We start from the raw sequence: 18,709 nt of genomic DNA on the forward strand, positions 1-18,709 counted from the left end.
CTATCCGTTTTTTTCGGATAGCTTCTTTTTTACTTGCGTTGCATTACCGCAAAGTAATTGTTTTCATTATCAGCAAAGTTGAATGCTCTACCTGTAGGTAAATCTACAACTTGCCCAACTGTAACGTTTTTCTCAGAAAGATCTTTATACAGTTGATCTAAGTTATTAGAGAAGAACATAAGTGAAGGCGTATTTAAGTTTAATTCAGGTTGCATCTTTGCAATTAACGCTTTATCGTGAAGGACGATGCTTGTGCCTCCTTCTTTCGTTGGTGCAATTTCAATCCAGCGAAAGCCTTGTCCGTTATTTTCTTCCGCGATAATTTGGAATCCTACTGTCTCAGTCCAAAATTGTACTGCTTCATCTTGATTATTTACATATAACATAATTTGTCCAATTTGATTAATCATAGGTGTGTCCTACTTTCTTTTCTTGTCTGGAATTCTATTATATCAAAGATATGGTTTGAATACCTTTTCGTGATTTTTCCGAAGTACAATCTTAGCCCATTTCACATTTTTCGTAGGAGAAGGTCCTGTAATCCACGTATGAAATGGTAGTGTACTGCAAATGACCATTGCTGAAATTGAGATTGTGGCCGTTATTGTAAATAATAATAGGCTATATAATATTGTGTTTTCTTGCAGTGTGAATAAAGAAAGAAATTTTGTACATAGTTGCAAGAAGAAAAAATGAGCTAAATAAGCACCGTACGTGTAATTCCCGATAAATCGTAAAGCTTTATATAAGAAACCGCGTCGCTGTACGATTGTAATAGACAGCACGTAAAGTATAATGATTTCGCATACGATATATAAAAACATAGACGGTTTTAAATAAGTCGAAACGGTTAAATGAATAGAGTTTGCTCCGTAAAAACTAAATAACTCATAATTGATGAATAAAAATAAGATGAAAAATAATATTGTGATAAGCGGGATATGTTTCATGACAAATGTACGCCACGTTTTTAATGCGACAGCAGCGATTCCTCCCATGACGAAATAGAATGAGTAGAACAAGAAGGAACGATCTGTATAATGTAAAATGGTTGAGCTAGTCAATTTCTCTCCATTAAAAATGTAGTGAGAAGAATACCACATTAAGAGGAAATATAGAGAAGCAAAGATGGTCATATATTTATATATGTCTTTTTTATTTTCAGTTCGTTTTTGAAACCAATAAAATAGTGTACATAGTAAAGGGAACAATAAGTGAATTTGGAACATCATAATCACGTACCAAAGATGGGGTGCAGCTGTTCCGAGTAATAAACTTTTTATACCACTTTGTAGTGTAATCATATCGTTTGTTGTTAATAAGTAAAGAATAGACCAGAAGAAATAAGGAATGAGTAAATGTGCGGATTTTTCATAAATATATTCTGTGTAGGCTAGTTGCTTCGTATATTGCCGAATTAAGTGAAAGCCGACGATAAATATGAATGCAGGTGCTGAAAACTTTGCAAGGTTGAATAGCATGCCCATAATGAGGGATTGCTCAAGTAAGACATTTCCTTGATTCATTGTATATAATAAGGAACTTTGCAAAACGACAGCAAGAAATGCAATGCTTTGCAAAACTTTAAATTCTGGTGCGCTTTGAGTCATCATGTCCATCTCCTTTTCCATACATGATTATAGTACGGAGAATGGATGATGGGTGTGGAATATTTGTGAAGATTATAACAAATTTGTGGCGGAATAGATTATATCGACGATTTTTCGGATATATCGTTCATAACTTCAAATATATCAACGATTTTTTCAATATATCGACGTTTCGACAAGGGATATCGACTTATCAACAAATAACGACAAAAAGAGGATGCTCAAAACGAGCATCCTCTTTCTATTTATTAAGCAAATTTGTTTTTGATCCAGTTCTTACCTTCTACAAGGCGAGCTGTCATTACGGCACAAGCGTTATCTGCTGTTACGTTTAACACTGTTGCAGGAGGATCAATGATTGTACTAATTGCTGCGATAATTGGCAATGCTTCTGGCGGGAAGCCGTATAGAGAAACGATTAACATTTCACCAATCATACCGCCGCCTGGAATAGCGCCCATTACTGTTCCTACTAATAGAGAAACAACAAGTGCGATTGCTAATGTTTTCGGTCCTTCGAATTCCATGTTGAAAATACCGAATAAGAAAGCAATTTTTAGTACGCCACCTAAAACAGATCCGTCTTTATGAAGTGTAGATCCGAGAAGGACAACTGTTTCACGAACGTCAGAAGAGATACCCATTTTCTTCGTTGCTTCCAAGTTCGCTGGAATACTAGCAGCACTACTACAAGTTGCAAGTGATGTAACTGTAGGGGATACCATGTTCTTCCAAAATACTTGTACACCTTGTTTGCGACCTGCAAGGTATGCATAGAACGTGAAGAATACAAAGAAATAAATTAGAGACGCTGGATAGTATACCATTGCTGCTCGGAAGTAAGTTCCAAGAAGTTGTGGTCCGAATTCACCAACTAATGCCGCGAAGTAAGCAGCAAGTCCGATTGGAGCGTAGTACATAATGAAAGATACAACTTTCATTGAAATTTCTGCACCAGCTTGTAAGAATGTAGCGAATGGTTTTCCTTTTTCACCAACTGCTGAAGTTGCAACCCCCATTAAAATAGAGAAGAAAATAAGAGCTAACATATTTTCACGAGATAGTAACTTCGAGAAGTCAGATACTGTTATAATACCAACGATTTGATCTGCAACACTAACTGCTTTTTCAGCTTTATCAGGCTGCGTTAGTTCCAATACAACACCTTGTGCTGGCGGGAATACTTTCACGACAATAATCATAAAAATAGCAGCTAAAATACTTGTAAATAAGAAAGTCCCAGCCATACTAGACATAATTTTACCGAAACGTTTTAATCCATCCATATTAGCAATAGATGACGCGATGCTAAAGAACACTAAAGGTACAACAATCGTAAACATTAAGTTTAAGAAAATGTCACCAAGCGGCTTTAAAGCAACTGCATCGGCACCCATGAAATAACCAATGAAACCACCAATTAGGATAGAAGATAATAAAATAAGTGGAAAGCGATATGCCTTCATAAATATATCCTCCTATCAATTAAAAAAATCATACTGAATTATTATAGCGAGTTAGAGCCCTCTTTACTAGGAGAATAATGATAGATGGAATAGCGTGAAAACCGAGAAATTTTTGTTTTTAAGCTCGGCATACAGCAGGCAATCTAGACATATATATTTGTAACCTAGTGGTGGCAAGGATGCGCCGTAATTTAGGTTTGGAAAAAGGGGGAGGGAAAAGGGATGAATATTTTACTTTGCTGTGCAGCGGGAATGTCTTCCAGTTTGATTGTTACTAAAATGGAGAAAGCAGCAGAGGCAAAAGGGATAGAGGTAAAGATTTGGGCAGTCTCAGGTTCTGAAGTAAATAGTCACATAGATGAAGCTGATGTGCTTTTACTTGGACCGCAAGTACGTTATTTATTACCGAAAATGAAAGAGTTATGTAAGGAGAAGGGAGTACCTGTTGATGTCATTCAATCTGTCCATTACGGGCTTTGTAATGGAGAAGCTATCTTACAAGCAGCTTTGTCAATGAAACCATGAGGAGAGTGGGATAGATGATACGGTTTTTAGAGAAATATGTAATGCCAGTAGCGGGAAAGGTTGCAGAGCAGAGGCATTTGCAAGCAATTCGTGATGGAATTATTTTGACGATGCCTTTCTTAATTATTGGATCATTTTTCCTTATCATTAGTGCGCTACCAATACCAGGGTATAATGATTTTATGGCAGGTTTGTTTGGGGAGAATTGGCAGAGGGCCTTGGGGTATCCAGTTAGTGCAACTTTTAATATAATGGCTTTAATAGCTGTTTTTGGAATCGCTTACAGGCTTGGGGAATATTATAAAGTGGATGCTTTAGCATCTGGGGCGTTGTCGCTTGTGACATTTTTACTTGCAACTCCCTTTCAAGTTGCATATATTGTTCCGGGTACGAAAGAAAGTATACTAGTAGATGGAGTAATTCCAGCGGCATTAATGGGAAGCCAAGGTTTATTTGTAGCGATGATTATTGCAATTATATCTACTGAAATATATCGATTTATTGTGCAGAAAAAGATGATTATAAAGATGCCTGAGACAGTTCCACCAGCAGTAACGCGTTCATTTGCAGCACTTATTCCGGGATTTATTGTTGTGACAGTTGTTTGGATCATTAGATTAATCTTTGAACATACGACTTTTGGTAGTATTCATAATGTTGTAGGGAAGTTGTTGCAAGAGCCGCTTAGTATACTGGGAGCTAGTCTTTGGGGGGCAGTAATTGCAGTTATCATTGTTCATGTTCTTTGGGCGTGCGGAATTCATGGTGCTGCAATTGTTGGTGGTGTAATGAGCCCAATTTGGTTATCGTTAATGGATCAAAACCGAGTTGCTTTTCAAGCGGGTCAAGATGTACCGAATACGATTACTGCACAGTTTTTTGATTTGTGGATTTATATGGGCGGTTCAGGTGCAACACTAGCTTTAGTTGTCGGAATGTTATTATTTGCGCGAAGTCAGCAATTAAAAAGTATAGGTCGATTGTCGATTGCACCTGGTATTTTCAATATTAATGAAATGGTAACTTTCGGTATGCCAATTGTCATGAACCCACTGTTACTAATTCCATTTATAGTAGTTCCGGTTGTATTAACGATTGTTTCTTACTTTGCGATGGAATGGGGGCTAGTTGCCCGTCCGAGCGGAGCTGCTGTACCTTGGACGACACCGATTCTGTTTAGTGGATATTTGGGATCAGGCGGAAAAATTTCAGGTGTTATTTTGCAACTCGTTAACTTTGCACTAGCATTCTTCATTTATTTACCGTTCTTAAAAATATGGGATAAACAAAAGTTGGCGGAAGAAAAGGGGGAGTAAAGAACTAAAATGGATACGATAGAAACGAAGGCTTTTCACTTAATTTTGCATGGGGGAAATGCACGAAGTTGTTCAATGGAAGCAATTGATTGCGCAAAGCGTGGAGAATTTACAGAAGCAGAAGCGAAATTACAAGAAGCGTTAGAGGAATTAAAAGAGGCGCACCGTGTACAAACGGAGCTCATACAGAAAGAAGCTGGTGGTGAAAAGACCGAAGTTACCCTTCTGATGGTGCACGCGCAAGATCATTTAATGAATGCAATTACGGTGAAGGAATTAGCGAGTGAATTTGTAGAATTATATAGGAAGATGTCAGTATCGGAATGAACCTTGCGTATGCAAGGTTTTTTTATGTATGTGTCGGTACCATCAGTGGAATGCTTGTTCCACTGATGGTATTTACAATCCTCCTTTTTATAAATGAGTAAGGTTGATATTTAATCGGTAGTAACAATCTCCCCTATACCACGAATTAGTTTTTTATATTCATCTCATTTGGTTTTAATATACTCACGATGTAATCAATCGCTATTTGTGGTTCAACGGTCGTACCGCACGTGTAACAGTCGATGGCTGCAAAGTTTTTTTCTGGATAAGTGTGAATAGAAAGGTGGCTTTCAGATAGTAAAACTAAAATAGTAACACCATGCGGATCGAATTCTTTTGCACTTACGTTTAAAACATGGGCACCAGAACAATTTGCAGCGGCAACTAAATGATATTCTAAAAAGTGAACATCATCTAATAGAGAAAAGTCTACTCCCCATAAATCTACTATTATATGCTTGCCGAAAGTAGAGTATTCCATAAGGTAGCACTCCTCACTATAATATCGTCAAAACTCCATTTCCTTTTTGTAACATTCGTGTAGGATAAGGTTCGATTCTGAATTTACAAGATCTTGGTTACGATGTTCTAAATGTTCTTCTTTAAATTGAAACAAAGGAGCAAGAAGAGAAGGTAATGTTCGAGGAGTTGGCACAATATATAATTGCTCAATTTGATCGAGTATATAGGCAGAGTTAGCAGCAATATGAAATCCCCAGTCAGTTCCGAAAGAAGGAACGATCGTATGATAACTTTTCACAGTCAATCCAGCATGTTCAATTGTATTACCAATACTCCAATAAACAAGAGGTGCATCAGCAGGAGAATTAGATTGGCAGACGAATGCTCCGTCTTCTGTTAAGAATGTAGCTATACGAGTGAATAATTCACTTGTATATAAAGTACTTAACAACTCTGTTGCTGGATCTGGAAAATCAATAATAATGACATCGTATAAGGATGAAGGAGAATTTAGAAACTCTTTCGCATCACATACGTGCACATTTACACGACTATCAAAAAATGCACTTTGATTTAAGGAAACTATCTCCGGCACAGTACGTGCCATATTAATCATTGCCTCGTCTAAATCAACAAGGTCCACATGTAGCACAGTTTCATATTTCAAAACCTCTCGTAAGGCAAGACCATCGCCACCACCTAATATGAGAACACGCTTTGGATCAATTACTTTTGACATAATCGGATGAACGAGTGCTTCATGATAAATTTGCTCATCGACGGAACTAAATTGTAGTTGCTTGTCCAAATATAAACGGACATCGCTAACTTGTAACAAAGTAATATTTTGATAATTACTTTGTTCTGCAAATAAATTTGTATGTTCGCTAGCTTGTATTTCTGTTAGCGAAATTTCATCCCATATATCTAAGTTATATGAGTTTGTTTCTATTATAGGTTCCGATTGCTCTTTTTTGTCTTGCTTATTTTCTATTTCCTCTTGTTCTAGTTCAAATTTGTCAGAGTCTAATTCAGAACGCTTGTCTTTTTTATAGCTTGTTATTCTATAAATCTTTCTTTTGTTCTGTTTTCTATGTTTTGGCATAGGAATCCCCTTTCGAATTGTGTTATTTTATTCTATGTAATTTAGTAGAGTTTGATTGGACAATAGATAGAAGAGTGTGTTTAAGAGAGGTCTATTTTTCACTAGATTTTCACGTTTTAAAAAATTTTTTAGTGTTTTTTTGTTTTAAACACAACTAGACAACTAAACACTAATCTATTTTCATACAGTTATGTGTTAAAAGCGTGTTGTTTTATAACACACTGTATGTTTTTTAGGTGACACACTATTTGAAAGCGTTAACACACAAAGAAAACAGTCGAAAAAGTGCTGATTTTAGTGGTTTTAAAAAGTTGGCACGCTAATTGCATTAATAAATAGCGTAAAGAAAAATAAATAAAATATAAATTTTTTATACTACACAAGGGGGATTTTCAAATGAATATTTTATTATGTTGCTCAGCAGGGATGTCTACAAGTTTACTAGTTACAAAAATGGAAGCGGCTGCAAAAGCTCGCGGTCTAGAAGGAAAGATTTGGGCTGTATCTGGGGATGCAGTAAAAACAAATATCGATCAAGCAGATGTATTATTACTAGGACCACAAGTTCGTTACATGCTTTCTTCAATGAAAACGCTTGCTGATGAGAGAAATGTTGGAATCGATGTTATTAATCCAATGCACTACGGCATGATGAATGGAGAAGCAGTTTTAGATCACGCGTTAACACTTAAAAAATAATTAGGGGGGAAGCGAAATGCAAAAATTTATTGCATTTATGGAGAAGTATATTGTTCCTGTCGCTGGTAAAATCGGATCGCAACGTCACTTAGCTGCGATCCGTGATGGATTTATTGCAGTTATGCCACTTATTTTAGTTGGTGCACTGGCATCACTAATTAATGGTTTTCCGTCTGAAGTTTTCCAAGATTTCATGAAAGGTTTGTTTGGTGAAACGTGGAAACAAGTTGGCGGTGGAATGTGGACTGGTTCTTTCGCAATTCTAGCACTAATCATAGCATTTACAACAAGTTATAACTTAGCAAAATCTTACGGCGTTGATGGTTTGTCAGCAGGTATTATTTCATTTGGTGCGTTAATTATTCTTACGCCAACAACACCGAAAGAAGGCGGGTTGAACTTAGCTTGGACAGGTGCACAAGGGCTATTCGTAGCAATTATCGTAGCACTTCTTGTTACTGAGGTATTCCGTTTCTTTGTACAAAGAAACATTACATTTAAAATGCCTGATGGAGTACCACCAGCAGTTTTAAGATCTTTCGCAGCTATAGTTCCAGCATTTGTTATCTTAACAGTAGTTGCAGGTATTCAATTAGCAGTGAAATTAGCTGGTACAAGTGTTCATGAATTTATTTTTAATACGATTCAATCACCACTGCAAAGTTTAGCAGGGACATTACCAAGTGCAATTATCATTGTAATCCTTGTTCATCTTCTTTGGTTCTTCGGTTTACATGGGCCAAATATCGTTGGTGGTATTATTGAGCCATTATACTTACCGGCATTAGAGAAAAATATGAAGTTATTCCAAGGTGGTACATCTGCATTTGATGTTCCAAATATTATTACAAAACCATTCTTTGATACTTTCGTATATCTTGGTGGTTCTGGTGCAACATTAGCATTCTTAGTAGTGGTATTACTTGTAGCAAAAAGTGCACAATTACGCGGTGTATCTCGCTTATCAATTGGACCTGGTGCATTTAACATTAACGAACCAGTAATCTTTGGTACACCAATTATTTTAAATCCAATTTTATTCTTACCGTTTATCGTAACACCAATTGTATTAGTAATTACTTCCTATACAGCTATATCTATTGGATGGGTACCAAAAACAGTTGTAATGATTCCATGGGCAACACCACCAATTATTAGTGGTTATCTTGTAACAGGTGGACATCTTTCAGGTGCAATTCTACAGTTATTCAACTTTGTAATTGCGATGGTAATCTACTATCCATTCGTTGTATTATGCGACCGTTCTGTTGTTCGTACTGAAAAAGCAGCAGCACAAGGAAATAATAACTCTGTACCTATGTAACACAGTAATTGTTCTCACAGATAACATTATCTGTGAGAACAATTACCTTTATATCATGTTCAGAAGGATGAGACCCATCTACAAGAACACCAAACTATCATTCATAAAATAATAATGTAATAGAAATGTTCAAACTGAAGGGGTATTTAAATCGGTTGAACCATAATAGAGAGGGCGGTAATTATGATGACTACAGCAGAACAAATTCCATTCCAATTAATTTTAAATAGTGGTAATGCACGAAGCTTTGCAATGGAGGCACTTCAATTTGCCAAACAGGGGAAAATGGCAGAGGCTGATGAAGCGATGGTAAAGGCGAAAGAAGCGATTAATGAAGCGCATCATTTCCAAACAGAGCTCATACAATCAGAAGCAAGAGGAGAAAAAACAGAGATTAGTGTTCTTTTAATTCATGCACAGGATCATTTAATGAATGCGATTACAGTAAAAGAATTAGCAGCAGAATTTATTGACCTTTATAAAAAGTTAGAAGCGAAAGGGGAATAAAGCATGACTGGAATTAAAATTGCTACAATCGGCGGTGGATCTAGTTATACACCAGAGTTAATTGAAGGATTTATTAAGCGTTATGATGAGCTTCCTGTTCGTGAAATTTGGTTAGTAGATATTGAAGCAGGAAAAGAAAAGTTAGAAATCGTTGGTAACTTAGCGAAACGTATGGTGAAAAAATCTGGTTTACCAATCGAGGTACATTTAACACTTGATCGCCGTGAAGCATTAAAAGGTGCTGACTTCGTAACAACGCAGCTTCGCGTAGGTTTATTAGAAGCTCGTGCAAAAGATGAAGCAATCCCGTTAAAATATGATGTAATCGGTCAGGAAACGAATGGTCCTGGTGGTTTATTCAAAGCGCTGAGAACGATTCCTGTTATTTTAGATATTTGTAAGGATATGGAGGAGCTTTGTCCGAATGCATGGTTAATTAACTTCGCGAACCCAGCTGGTATGGTAACAGAAGCTGTCCTTCGTTATACAAATATTCAAAGAGTAGTTGGTCTATGTAACGTTCCAATCGGAATCCGCATGGGTCTTGCAAGATTACTTGAAGTAGATGCAAGTCGTGTCCACGTTGATTTCGCAGGTTTAAATCATATGGTATACGGACTAGATGTATATTTAGATGGCGTAAGTGTAATGGATCGTGTGTTAGAGCTTGTAACAGATCCAGAAAAGCAAATTACGATGGAAAATATTGCAGCGCTTAACTGGGAGCCAGACTTTATTCGCGGCCTTCGTGCAATTCCATGTCCATACCATCGTTATTACTACAAAACACGTGAAATGTTAGAAGAAGAGAAAGAAGCTTCAGTTGAAAAAGGTACACGTGCAGAAGTAGTAAAACAATTAGAAGATGATTTATTCGAGTTATATAAAGACCCGAACTTAGATATTAAACCACCACAATTAGAAAAACGTGGCGGCGCTTATTATAGTGACGCAGCATGTAGCTTAATTACGTCTATTTACAATAATAAAGGTGATATCCAGCCTGTTAATACACGAAACAACGGAACAATTGCAAGCTTACCGCATGATTCAGCTGTTGAAGTGAACTGTATTATTACGAAAGAAGGTCCAAAACCAATTGCGGTTGGAGATCTTCCAGTACCAGTTCGCGGTTTAGTACAGCAAATTAAATCATTTGAGCGCACAACAATTGAAGCTGCTGTTACAGGTGATTATCATAAAGCGCTGCTTGCTATGACAATTAATCCACTTGTACCATCAGATAAAGTGGCAAAACAAATTTTAAATGAAATGTTGGAAGCGCATAAAGAATATCTTCCACAGTTCTTCAAAAAGGTAGAGAAATAAAGCGGCGCTATTCAGCCCGCTTTTTTTATTCTATTAGGAGGTATTACGATGATTAAGTTAATTGTAAACGCAGATGATTTCGGTCTTACAGAAGGTACAAATTACGGCATTATTGATGGACATATAAATGGACTTGTAAATTCAACGACGATGATGATGAATATGCCAGGAACAGAGCATGCGGTACGCTTAGCAAAAGAGCATAACCTACTCGGAGTAGGCGTACATCTCGTATTAACAGCAGGAGAACCACTTCTTGGAGATGTACCATCACTTGTAAGGAGCGATGGATTGTTTCATAAACAAAGCGTCGTATGGAAAGGGAATGTAAATCCAGAAGAAGTTGAGAGAGAGTGGACTGCTCAAATTGAGAAATTCCTATCTTATGGATTAACGCCAACTCATTTAGATAGTCATCATCACGTGCATGGATTGCCGATCTTGCACGATGTTCTTGAGAGATTAGCGGCTACATATAATGTTCCGATTCGTCGTTGTGAGGAAGAGCGAGCAGTGCGCCCATTTTCAGATGTGTTTTACAGTGACTTTTACGCGGATGGTGTGACGGAAGATTACTTTGTGAAGTTAAAAGAAAGAGTACAAGGTGAACAAACGATAGAAATTATGGTTCATCCAGCTTATATTGATCCAGAGCTTGTGAAGCGTTCTTCTTACGTGATGGATCGTGTGAAGGAGTTGCGCATTTTAACAGAGAGCGAGTTACCTGAGGGAATAGAACTTGTGAAGTTTTAATAGAAAAACGACGGCTATATAATGCCGTCGTTTTTTTGTGCTTACAAGATGGATAGAATATATCCGCCGAAGGCTCCGAGTATAACGATAACCCAAGGTGGTGTTTTCCAAAAAGCGAGTAAGCAAAATAGAAGAGACGCAAAAACAAAATCTACAGCGTCCATAATGGTGCTTGTCCAAATAGGATCATAAAAAGCTGCTAATAAAATACCGACAACGGCTGCATTGACTCCAAGTAGTGCGCCTTGTATGTAAGAGATTTTTCTCACACTGTCCCAAAATGGTAAAACACCAATAACGAGCAAGAAAGCAGGAAGAAAGATCGCAATTGTTGCGAGTATGGCCCCAAACGTCCCGTTTAACACTGCTCCTATATAAGAGGCGAATGTAAATAGTGGACCTGGCACGGCTTGTGTTAATCCGTATCCAGCTAGGAATTGTTCTTTCGTCATCATTCCGTTTTGTACGAACTCACCTTCAAGAAAGGGCAGCACGACGTGTCCGCCTCCAAATACAAGTGCACCAGAGCGATAGAAACTATCAAATAAAGCGATGTAATAAGAGAACGGTCTTAATATTGGTAGCAGTAGTAATAGTCCAAAGAATAAGACGAGACAAGAGACTGCTATCGCTTTTGAAATAGGTACTTTTATGTTTTGAGATTGGCTAATTGGTTGGTTACGATATAAAAACCAGCCGATAAAGCCCGATATTATAATGAGGATGACTTGTGTCCAGCTACTTGGCCATAATAAGGCGATTACGGCAGTTACAATCGCAATCGTCGCACGATTTCGGTCTGGCGTTAACTTTTGCGCCATTCCCCATATGGCATGAGCAACAATGGCGACTGCTACAAGTTTTAGCCCGTGAATCCAGCCACCACTTCCAAGATCGAACTGATTCAGGAACGAGGCGAAGAAAACCAAAACAAGCACAGACGGTAAAGTGAATCCGATCCATGAAATAATAGCTCCTAATACCCCGCCCCTTAATAATCCAATCCCCATACCGACTTGACTGCTAGCAGGACCGGGAAGGAATTGGCACAGTGCTACTAAATCTCCATAGCTTCTCTCATCCATCCATTTTCTTTTTTGTATGTATTCATGGTGGAAATAGCCGAGATGGGCGACAGGACCACCAAATGAAGTAAGTCCTAATTTAAATGAGACGAGAAAAATCTCTAATAATGTGCGAAAAGTGTATTTGTTATTTTTCAAAACGACCTCCGAGAATGTTTTTCTAAGTGCATTATACAAGAGGTAGTAAAGCAAAAGGAACGATTCTAATGTAAAGATTGTGTGAATCTTTTCTTCGTAATTAAAACTTGAAAAAGTCATAAATGATTATGTATAAACCATAAAGTAGTAGAAGTAGTGCTGGGAAATTTATATAAGGAGAATGCCCGTATGACAACACATTTCTTTGCGAGGTTAACAGGTAAGAGGGAAATACCTCCTGTAAATACAGAAGCTTATGGTGTAGCAGAGTTTATATTTAGTTATGATTTAAAGAAATTACAATATCGGGTCATATTGAAAAACATCGAAAAAGTTACATCATGCCAAATTCATTTAGGGAAAGCGGATCAAATTGGTCCAGTTATTTTAAATTTGTTTGGTCCGGTAAAGCAAGGTATTAGTGTAAGTGAAGGAGTCGTGACCGGTGTAGTCAATGTGGAAGATTTTGAAGGGCCTTTACAGGGGCGAGCTTTTGATAGCTTACTTCAAGAAATCATTCAGGCAAATGTATATGTAAATGTTTATACGAAGTCCAATAAGAAAGGCGAAATTAGGGGGAGAATCAGGAAAGTAAAGAAGTAGAAAAAAGGCTGTCCATATTTTGGAACAGCCTTTTTTGCTATAAGGTGCAAATTGTAGTGATTATTGCCGGTAAATCGATATATTTGAAAAGTTGCTGATATAATCTGGGTTACGCCGATATATTTGGAAAACCGCTGATATAATTCGCGTTACGGTCGATATAGTTAAACAACTGCCTCAATTAATTTTTTACAGGCTGATTTTTAATGAAGAAGTCCATGACATAAAACACTTCGTCATCCGGTATTTGTATTTCAAATGTATTTTCAATCGGTTGCAATGCTTTTTTCACTTTCATATACATCCAGTACTCATCTTGTCTTCGTTTTTCTTTATCTGGATGAGGGAGGAGGCTTTCTCCTTTTTGAAGACGGTCAACCATACAGCTCATATGCAGAATCACACCCATTAAGCTGTCAGGCGTTAGCTGTAAGGAAATTAATTCTTGAATTGTATTTAATGCATAACGAATTGTTTTAATAAGTAATGCTCCGTCGTTCCGCTGCATTTGTTGTTCAAGAATATCAGCCATTTTTGCATATGTTTCTTCATACGTAATTAATTCTTGAATTGGTTGAATCGCTGTGTAGTTTACAATGTCTTGGAAATGATATGTTAAGCATGGCACCTGCACATCGAAATTTGTGACGATACAAATGATATTTCGCTCTTTTTTTATGTTCTCAATCATTTTCGTTAAATCTTTTTCATGGACGATACTAATTGGAATAATTTCAATTAAGTCTTTGTCAAATCGCAAATAGTTCTCTAACATTTTTTGAATAGCTAAAGCACTGCCTTCACCAGTTAAACAAGCTGTCAAAATAACAGACTTCATTGGTGATAGTGGTTTTTTCTTTTCTTCTTGTACGTTTAAGTAAAACGGTGTTAAGTTCTTCACTGTTTCATATAACGCATCTAACGAGTAGCCAAGCTGAGCTTTTCGAGCTGCTTCTAGTGCATGTGGAGTGCTTGTCATGGAAAGAACACGTACCGGGATTTTGAACTCAGTTTCTAATATATCCCCAATATAAGCGAGAGAGCCCATATCAACGAGTAAGAGAAGTCCATTTACATTTTGAAGTGTTTTCATATACACTTTCACACGCTCTAAGAAATCTTTCGGCGATTCATGTAACGGCATATCAATACCGGTTACTTCCTCAATGCCGAGAAGTTCGTTTGCGACGTTTGCCATTTCTGTTGCGATGCCGTTACCGTGCGCTAATATTAATACTTTTACTTCTGTTTGTGAGGCAGGAATTGGATCAACAACGAAGAACATTGTTAAAAAGCCTGCTTCATCAATAGGCATTGTTATTTGTAATTCATCCTCCAGTAGTTGAATGCATTGCATCGCTACGGAAAAAGCTTCTTTATATTTTGTACGAATTTGATTTAATTGTGGGTGATGAATTTGTTTCCCAGCTTGCAAACGTTGTAGAGTTGTCTGTACATGTAAGCTTAAAGCGAGAAATACTTTTTCATCAAACGTCTTAGATAAATGCTTCTCAGCAAGTACCGCAATTTTTTCGCAAACGGAAACGATATTACGATCCACAATTTTAAAAACATTTTCATGACTTGTTTTTTTAGAAATTTGGTTAAAATATTGTACGAAAAAGCTTTGAATATCATTTTCTATTAGTAATTCTAATTCGTCCTCTTCAATACCGCGAGCTTGAAGTTCTTCATATTTATAATCAATATAATCGTATATAGAAGATTGTTTTTCATTTTCTATTTTATGATTACTCCAACCTTCATTACCTGTAAATACAAATGTTTCATTTGGTATTTGGTATAGATGACGGCTCTTTCTTTCAATGAATAGCCCTTCTTTCATATACCAAGGTAAATCTGTACTTGAAACATAGACAGAATCACGTTTCTTTGTCACGAAGTCAGAATAGGCTTTCGCACAGGCAATTTGTACATCCGTTTTTAATTGCCCGATGTTATTGGGACAATTGTAAAAGACGAAGGCGCGCATTGTATTCGGGCTAACGTGAATTTCTTTTCGCAGACGTATCGCTTCATTTGTGAAAAATAGTTGCAGTAAAGCAAAGCGTTCTTTATGTGTACGCTCACGAAGTGGTGGTAGCGTAACGGTCATCGGTATACGTCTTGTAAATGTTTTTAATAAAAATGAATTTGGTTCTTCTGTTGTTGCAGTAATGATTAATACTTGTGCCTTACGCTCGTTTTCTGTTTCTCCAAGGCGGCGGTATACCCCGCGGTCAATAAAGGTGAAAAGCATTTCTTGTCCCTCTGGAGGAAGACGATGTACTTCATCTAAGAAAAGGATCCCTTCATGTGCTTTTTCAATTAACCCTTTTTGATCACTTGCCCCTGTATAAGCTCCTTTTTTAATCCCAAATAACTGCCCCAGTAGTAGCTGTGGATTATTTGCGTAATCAGCACAGTTAAAGACGATAAATGGTGCATTTTTAGGAAGCTGTTCAACTTCAATTGCATATTCGTGCATTAAAGAAGCGAACATAGATTTTCCGACCCCTGTTTCCCCTAGCAGTAAAGTATGCATACCGTTTGGAGGATAGAGAATAGAAGCTTTCGCTTTTTCGATTGCGATTTTAAGGCTTGTATTTTCAATTGCAAATGTATCTAATGAAGTTGTTTCCTTTGAATGCGTTTCCAACGAAGCGTTCGTTTCTATATAAAAACGAACAGGACGCGTATTTGTTTTTAATAAACGTTTATCTTTTACAAGTTTGTTTAAGTCGCTACTTACATTGGCGCGATCTAGTTGTAACAGGGTAGCGAGTTCTGATGCGGTTACACCTTCTATATAATTGCCTTCTTGTATTGCGTTAAAAATGAGATCTATTCGTTTCATTTCTATTCACCTCGAAACTTCATCACTATTTAAAATTTTACACAAAAATGGGAAGGGTGGGAAGAGAAAAATAAAACAGCTTTAGCATATAGGCACTAAAGCTGTTACAATCTTGTGTCTTTCCAAAAGTTCACTTCGAGATGGGAAGACGGATTATAGGGAAGAAGTTTGTATCCTTGTGACTGTAAGTAATCAATTACTTGTGGCAGTATTTGTACGGTTACACTCGAATCATGCATTAAAATCACTTCGACTTGTTCATCGCTCTGATTACGTACTCTTTCTAATATGGAAGAAGGATTGTCATAGCTTTTCCAGTCATATGTATCGATTGTCCAATCCCACATTTTATACTGGGCGGATACAAGTGCATCACGGTAATTCTTTTTTAAGTAAGGCATACTACCGTACGGGACACGAACGAGATGTGTATTTAATTTTGTAACTTGCTGAACAATGGTTTGTGTTTGTTCCATTTCTGTAATTAAAGCAGATGGATCACCAGTATAAAGGCGTTTTACATCGTGTGACATACTGTGAAGTCCGATATAATGTCCGTCTTTAATTAATCGTTGCATTGTTTTTTTATAATGTGGCACTTTTCCACCAATAACAAAGAAAGTTGCTTTTCCGTTCTTTTCTTTTAAGATGTTTAAAATTTGCGTAGTATATTTGTTTGGTCCGTCATCAAATGTTAAGTACGCGATTTTTTGGATAGGAGAGGTAGTTTCAGTATTTGGATGATGTTCAGCAGGAATCATTGTAGTTGCTCCTGCATGAGATGACGCGTACATAGTAATTGTTAAAAATAAAATAATGTATTGAAATACTCGCTTGATCATAACATTCACCCTCAGTTTGACAATCAAGATGTAAAAAAGAAAATAGAATCCTTTTCTTATTATGTATATCTTTCTCCAATAGTGGGACTCTCAAACAAACTATATTTTGGAAATATGAAATGAGGAGTAAAAAATAAAAAATAGCATCCTCTTATAAGAGGATGCTATTTGAATATTTCATAATAGTAAAGGCTATACTACAATTAGTCTTCGCGTTTTTTCACTTTTTTATAAAAGGAAATAAGTGGTTTGTAACGGTCGTGTACAAGACCGATTACTTCAGCGACTATTTCAGTAAAGAAAATTAAAGCAAACAGAAGAATCATTGATATCCATAGCGTCGCTTTAGTGAAAAAAATAGCATTTACACTGAAAAAAATACCAAATGCATAAATGATGAGCACCGTCGTACGATGAGAGAATCCCATTGCTAGGAGACGGTGATGTAAATGAGATTTATCTGGTGCTGAAATTGGTTTTTTATTTACAATACGACGAATAATCGCAAAAGTTGTATCAAATATAGGTACACCTAAAATGATAATTGGAACAAGGAAACTAAATAGCGTTACACTTTTGTATAATCCCAATAAAGATAGGATGGAAATACAATAACCTAAAAATAGGGCGCCGGTATCTCCCATGAAAATCTTTGCTGGATGGAAATTATAGAATAAAAATCCAAGCGTACTTGCAAGTGCGATAAGTGCTAATGGCAAGATAATAACTGCACCAGTACCCATAGGGCTGGTGAGGGCCATGTAAGCCAATGTTGCTAGAACGATTGATGAAATTCCAGCGGATAATCCATCTAAACCATCAATTAAGTTGATGGCATTTGTAATGCCTACAATCCAAAAAACTGTAATTGGATATGCGAGCCATCCAAGTTCAGTATCCCCGATAATAGGTATATATAGTACCTGTACTAATAATCCACTTTTTACAATTAATATAGCAACTAATAGCTGGCCACCAAATTTTACTTTTGCTGATAATTCATACATATCATCTAAAATCCCAATGATAATGATGATGATAGCGCCTAAGCTTATTGATAACATTCTTTGTTCGTATAACCCACCAACAACAAAACCTACAGCTACACCGATAAAAATTGCTAATCCGCCAAGACGGGGCATGATTTTTTGGTGTACTTTACGCGCGTTTGGTTTATCTGTTGCTCCTATCTTAAATGCTAATTTAATAACGAAAGGAGTAACGCCGAGTACAGTGATAAAGGATGCCAAAATGGCATAAATCACCTGTGAGTCCATTAATACCCCACCTTTTATATTTAAACGTAATTTTTAGATGTTTTTTCTGAAAATTTTGATGATTATTTACAGGCTCATAACATATGGTATCACAAAAAGATTAGAATTCAATCTTTTTTCTTTGTACGGCAAATGGAAGCAGATAGAATATATGACAATTGTATACAGAATGTTGAATCGTTTGAGAAGGTTAATCGTATTGTACTTTAGAATATGACATTTTCTCTGTTTCTTCGATAATGAATATGTTTATTTCAGTATTATAAGTGTTACACGTAGAAATGAGTAAATTCCATGTTAAAATGTGGGAATTTATTCACATGAACGGGCAGTAAGGCTTCCACCTCAAAATTTAGTTGAGGCAAAGAATTTAGGTGGGAACCTTAATTCCTGTAAAATCTCGATTGGTTTAACTAATAATTAGTGGAGGATGAATGCCCCCCACTGAATAAAGTTTTATTTTATATTCTTGCATGTAATTTTA

Annotated in this window: 17 protein-coding genes and 1 pseudogene; 9 read left to right on the forward strand and 9 right to left on the reverse strand. The window is 36.7% G+C overall.

Annotated elements, in window-relative coordinates:
* Positions 1–29: 29 nt before the first annotated feature.
* The 3 genes from MR115_RS08480 to MR115_RS08490 form a co-directional block, all read right to left on the reverse strand.
* Positions 30–410, reverse strand: coding sequence for a VOC family protein (locus MR115_RS08480; protein WP_000609849.1), 381 nt, complete (start codon positions 408–410; stop codon positions 30–32).
* Between the two features lie 42 nt (positions 411–452).
* Positions 453–1,610: an acyltransferase gene (locus tag MR115_RS08485; protein WP_242240945.1), complete on the reverse strand. Its 1,158-nt coding sequence runs from the start codon at positions 1,608–1,610 to the stop codon at positions 453–455.
* A 248-nt stretch (positions 1,611–1,858) separates the two neighbouring features.
* Positions 1,859–3,076, reverse strand: coding sequence for a dicarboxylate/amino acid:cation symporter (locus MR115_RS08490; protein WP_061679350.1), 1,218 nt, complete (start codon positions 3,074–3,076; stop codon positions 1,859–1,861).
* A gap of 222 nt (positions 3,077–3,298) precedes the next feature.
* Here MR115_RS08490 and MR115_RS08495 point away from each other — a divergent pair, with 222 nt between their 5' ends.
* Genes MR115_RS08495 through MR115_RS08505 form a run of 3 tightly spaced genes read left to right on the forward strand, consistent with a single transcriptional unit; the run spans position 3,299 to position 5,244 of the window.
* Positions 3,299–3,601 (forward strand): PTS sugar transporter subunit IIB, encoded by a 303-nt coding sequence (locus MR115_RS08495; protein ID WP_048563423.1) that lies wholly within the window; start codon positions 3,299–3,301, stop codon positions 3,599–3,601.
* A gap of 14 nt (positions 3,602–3,615) precedes the next feature.
* Positions 3,616–4,917, forward strand: a complete 1,302-nt coding sequence (celB, locus tag MR115_RS08500) for a PTS cellobiose transporter subunit IIC (protein WP_061679348.1) — start codon at positions 3,616–3,618, stop codon at positions 4,915–4,917.
* A gap of 9 nt (positions 4,918–4,926) precedes the next feature.
* Positions 4,927–5,244, forward strand: a complete 318-nt coding sequence (locus MR115_RS08505; protein WP_000379646.1) for a PTS sugar transporter subunit IIA — start codon at positions 4,927–4,929, stop codon at positions 5,242–5,244.
* Between the two features lie 110 nt (positions 5,245–5,354).
* On the opposite strand, the pseudogene speD reads toward MR115_RS08505, so the two are convergent.
* Together speD and MR115_RS08515 are read right to left on the reverse strand one after the other, a co-directional pair.
* Positions 5,355–5,725: pseudogene (gene speD / locus MR115_RS08510) on the reverse strand (adenosylmethionine decarboxylase).
* Between the two features lie 27 nt (positions 5,726–5,752).
* Positions 5,753–6,811 carry a polyamine aminopropyltransferase gene (locus tag MR115_RS08515; protein ID WP_242240849.1) on the reverse strand — a complete coding sequence of 353 codons (1,059 nt, stop codon included), beginning with the start codon at positions 6,809–6,811 and terminating at the stop codon, positions 5,753–5,755.
* 396 nt (positions 6,812–7,207) lie between these two features.
* Here MR115_RS08515 and MR115_RS08520 point away from each other — a divergent pair, with 396 nt between their 5' ends.
* The 5 genes from MR115_RS08520 to chbG all read left to right on the forward strand — a co-directional run bounded on the left by MR115_RS08520 (position 7,208) and on the right by chbG (position 11,423).
* On the forward strand, positions 7,208–7,510 hold the full coding sequence (locus tag MR115_RS08520) for a PTS sugar transporter subunit IIB (RefSeq protein ID WP_001023569.1): 303 nt from the start codon (positions 7,208–7,210) through the stop codon (positions 7,508–7,510).
* A gap of 16 nt (positions 7,511–7,526) precedes the next feature.
* Complete coding sequence (gene celB, locus MR115_RS08525; protein WP_061679344.1) at positions 7,527–8,834, forward strand: PTS cellobiose transporter subunit IIC; 1,308 nt, start codon at positions 7,527–7,529, stop codon at positions 8,832–8,834.
* 183 nt (positions 8,835–9,017) lie between these two features.
* The gene (locus tag MR115_RS08530; protein WP_000989050.1) at positions 9,018–9,341 is read left to right on the forward strand and encodes a PTS lactose/cellobiose transporter subunit IIA; all 324 of its coding nucleotides are present in this window, start codon (positions 9,018–9,020) and stop codon (positions 9,339–9,341) included.
* A 3-nt stretch (positions 9,342–9,344) separates the two neighbouring features.
* The gene (gene celF / locus MR115_RS08535; protein WP_242240853.1) at positions 9,345–10,670 is read left to right on the forward strand and encodes a 6-phospho-beta-glucosidase; all 1,326 of its coding nucleotides are present in this window, start codon (positions 9,345–9,347) and stop codon (positions 10,668–10,670) included.
* A 48-nt stretch (positions 10,671–10,718) separates the two neighbouring features.
* Complete coding sequence (gene chbG / locus MR115_RS08540; protein WP_242240857.1) at positions 10,719–11,423, forward strand: chitin disaccharide deacetylase; 705 nt, start codon at positions 10,719–10,721, stop codon at positions 11,421–11,423.
* 41 nt (positions 11,424–11,464) lie between these two features.
* Here chbG and MR115_RS08545 read toward each other — a convergent pair whose 3' ends face one another.
* Positions 11,465–12,646 carry a chromate transporter gene (locus tag MR115_RS08545; protein WP_242240863.1) on the reverse strand — a complete coding sequence of 394 codons (1,182 nt, stop codon included), beginning with the start codon at positions 12,644–12,646 and terminating at the stop codon, positions 11,465–11,467.
* 189 nt (positions 12,647–12,835) lie between these two features.
* Between MR115_RS08545 and exsM the strand changes: the two genes are divergently transcribed.
* Positions 12,836–13,249 carry an exosporium regulatory protein ExsM gene (exsM, locus tag MR115_RS08550; protein ID WP_242240864.1) on the forward strand — a complete coding sequence of 138 codons (414 nt, stop codon included), beginning with the start codon at positions 12,836–12,838 and terminating at the stop codon, positions 13,247–13,249.
* A 181-nt stretch (positions 13,250–13,430) separates the two neighbouring features.
* Here exsM and MR115_RS08555 read toward each other — a convergent pair whose 3' ends face one another.
* From MR115_RS08555 to MR115_RS08565, 3 genes are all read right to left on the reverse strand, one after another.
* On the reverse strand, positions 13,431–16,106 hold the full coding sequence (locus MR115_RS08555) for a sigma-54-dependent transcriptional regulator (RefSeq protein ID WP_242240865.1): 2,676 nt from the start codon (positions 16,104–16,106) through the stop codon (positions 13,431–13,433).
* Between the two features lie 104 nt (positions 16,107–16,210).
* Entirely contained in the window at positions 16,211–16,948 is a 738-nt protein-coding gene (locus tag MR115_RS08560) for a polysaccharide deacetylase family protein (protein WP_242240866.1), read from the reverse strand.
* A gap of 203 nt (positions 16,949–17,151) precedes the next feature.
* Positions 17,152–18,225 (reverse strand): glycosyltransferase family 4 protein, encoded by a 1,074-nt coding sequence (locus tag MR115_RS08565; RefSeq protein ID WP_000378302.1) that lies wholly within the window; start codon positions 18,223–18,225, stop codon positions 17,152–17,154.
* Positions 18,226–18,709: the final 484 nt, after the last annotated feature.

It is taken from the genome of Bacillus cereus group sp. BfR-BA-01309 (assembly GCF_022664315.1).
Lineage (GTDB): Bacteria > Bacillota > Bacilli > Bacillales > Bacillaceae_G > Bacillus_A > Bacillus_A mobilis.

Excerpts from the sequence above, each read along its gene's own strand:
- MR115_RS08480 (WP_000609849.1), bottom strand. The coding sequence starts at position 410 with ATGATTAATCAAATTGGACAAATTATGTTATATGTAAATAATCAAGAT.
- MR115_RS08485 (WP_242240945.1), bottom strand. The coding sequence starts at position 1,610 with ATGACTCAAAGCGCACCAGAATTTAAAGTTTTGCAAAGCATTGCATTT.
- MR115_RS08490 (WP_061679350.1), bottom strand. The coding sequence starts at position 3,076 with ATGAAGGCATATCGCTTTCCACTTATTTTATTATCTTCTATCCTAATT.
- MR115_RS08495 (WP_048563423.1), top strand. The coding sequence starts at position 3,299 with ATGAATATTTTACTTTGCTGTGCAGCGGGAATGTCTTCCAGTTTGATT.
- celB (WP_061679348.1), top strand. The coding sequence starts at position 3,616 with ATGATACGGTTTTTAGAGAAATATGTAATGCCAGTAGCGGGAAAGGTT.
- MR115_RS08505 (WP_000379646.1), top strand. The coding sequence starts at position 4,927 with ATGGATACGATAGAAACGAAGGCTTTTCACTTAATTTTGCATGGGGGA.
- MR115_RS08515 (WP_242240849.1), bottom strand. The coding sequence starts at position 6,811 with ATGCCAAAACATAGAAAACAGAACAAAAGAAAGATTTATAGAATAACA.
- MR115_RS08520 (WP_001023569.1), top strand. The coding sequence starts at position 7,208 with ATGAATATTTTATTATGTTGCTCAGCAGGGATGTCTACAAGTTTACTA.
- celB (WP_061679344.1), top strand. The coding sequence starts at position 7,527 with ATGCAAAAATTTATTGCATTTATGGAGAAGTATATTGTTCCTGTCGCT.
- MR115_RS08530 (WP_000989050.1), top strand. The coding sequence starts at position 9,018 with ATGATGACTACAGCAGAACAAATTCCATTCCAATTAATTTTAAATAGT.
- celF (WP_242240853.1), top strand. The coding sequence starts at position 9,345 with ATGACTGGAATTAAAATTGCTACAATCGGCGGTGGATCTAGTTATACA.
- chbG (WP_242240857.1), top strand. The coding sequence starts at position 10,719 with ATGATTAAGTTAATTGTAAACGCAGATGATTTCGGTCTTACAGAAGGT.
- exsM (WP_242240864.1), top strand. The coding sequence starts at position 12,836 with ATGACAACACATTTCTTTGCGAGGTTAACAGGTAAGAGGGAAATACCT.
- MR115_RS08555 (WP_242240865.1), bottom strand. The coding sequence starts at position 16,106 with ATGAAACGAATAGATCTCATTTTTAACGCAATACAAGAAGGCAATTAT.
- MR115_RS08560 (WP_242240866.1), bottom strand. The coding sequence starts at position 16,948 with ATGATCAAGCGAGTATTTCAATACATTATTTTATTTTTAACAATTACT.
- MR115_RS08565 (WP_000378302.1), bottom strand. The coding sequence starts at position 18,225 with ATGGACTCACAGGTGATTTATGCCATTTTGGCATCCTTTATCACTGTA.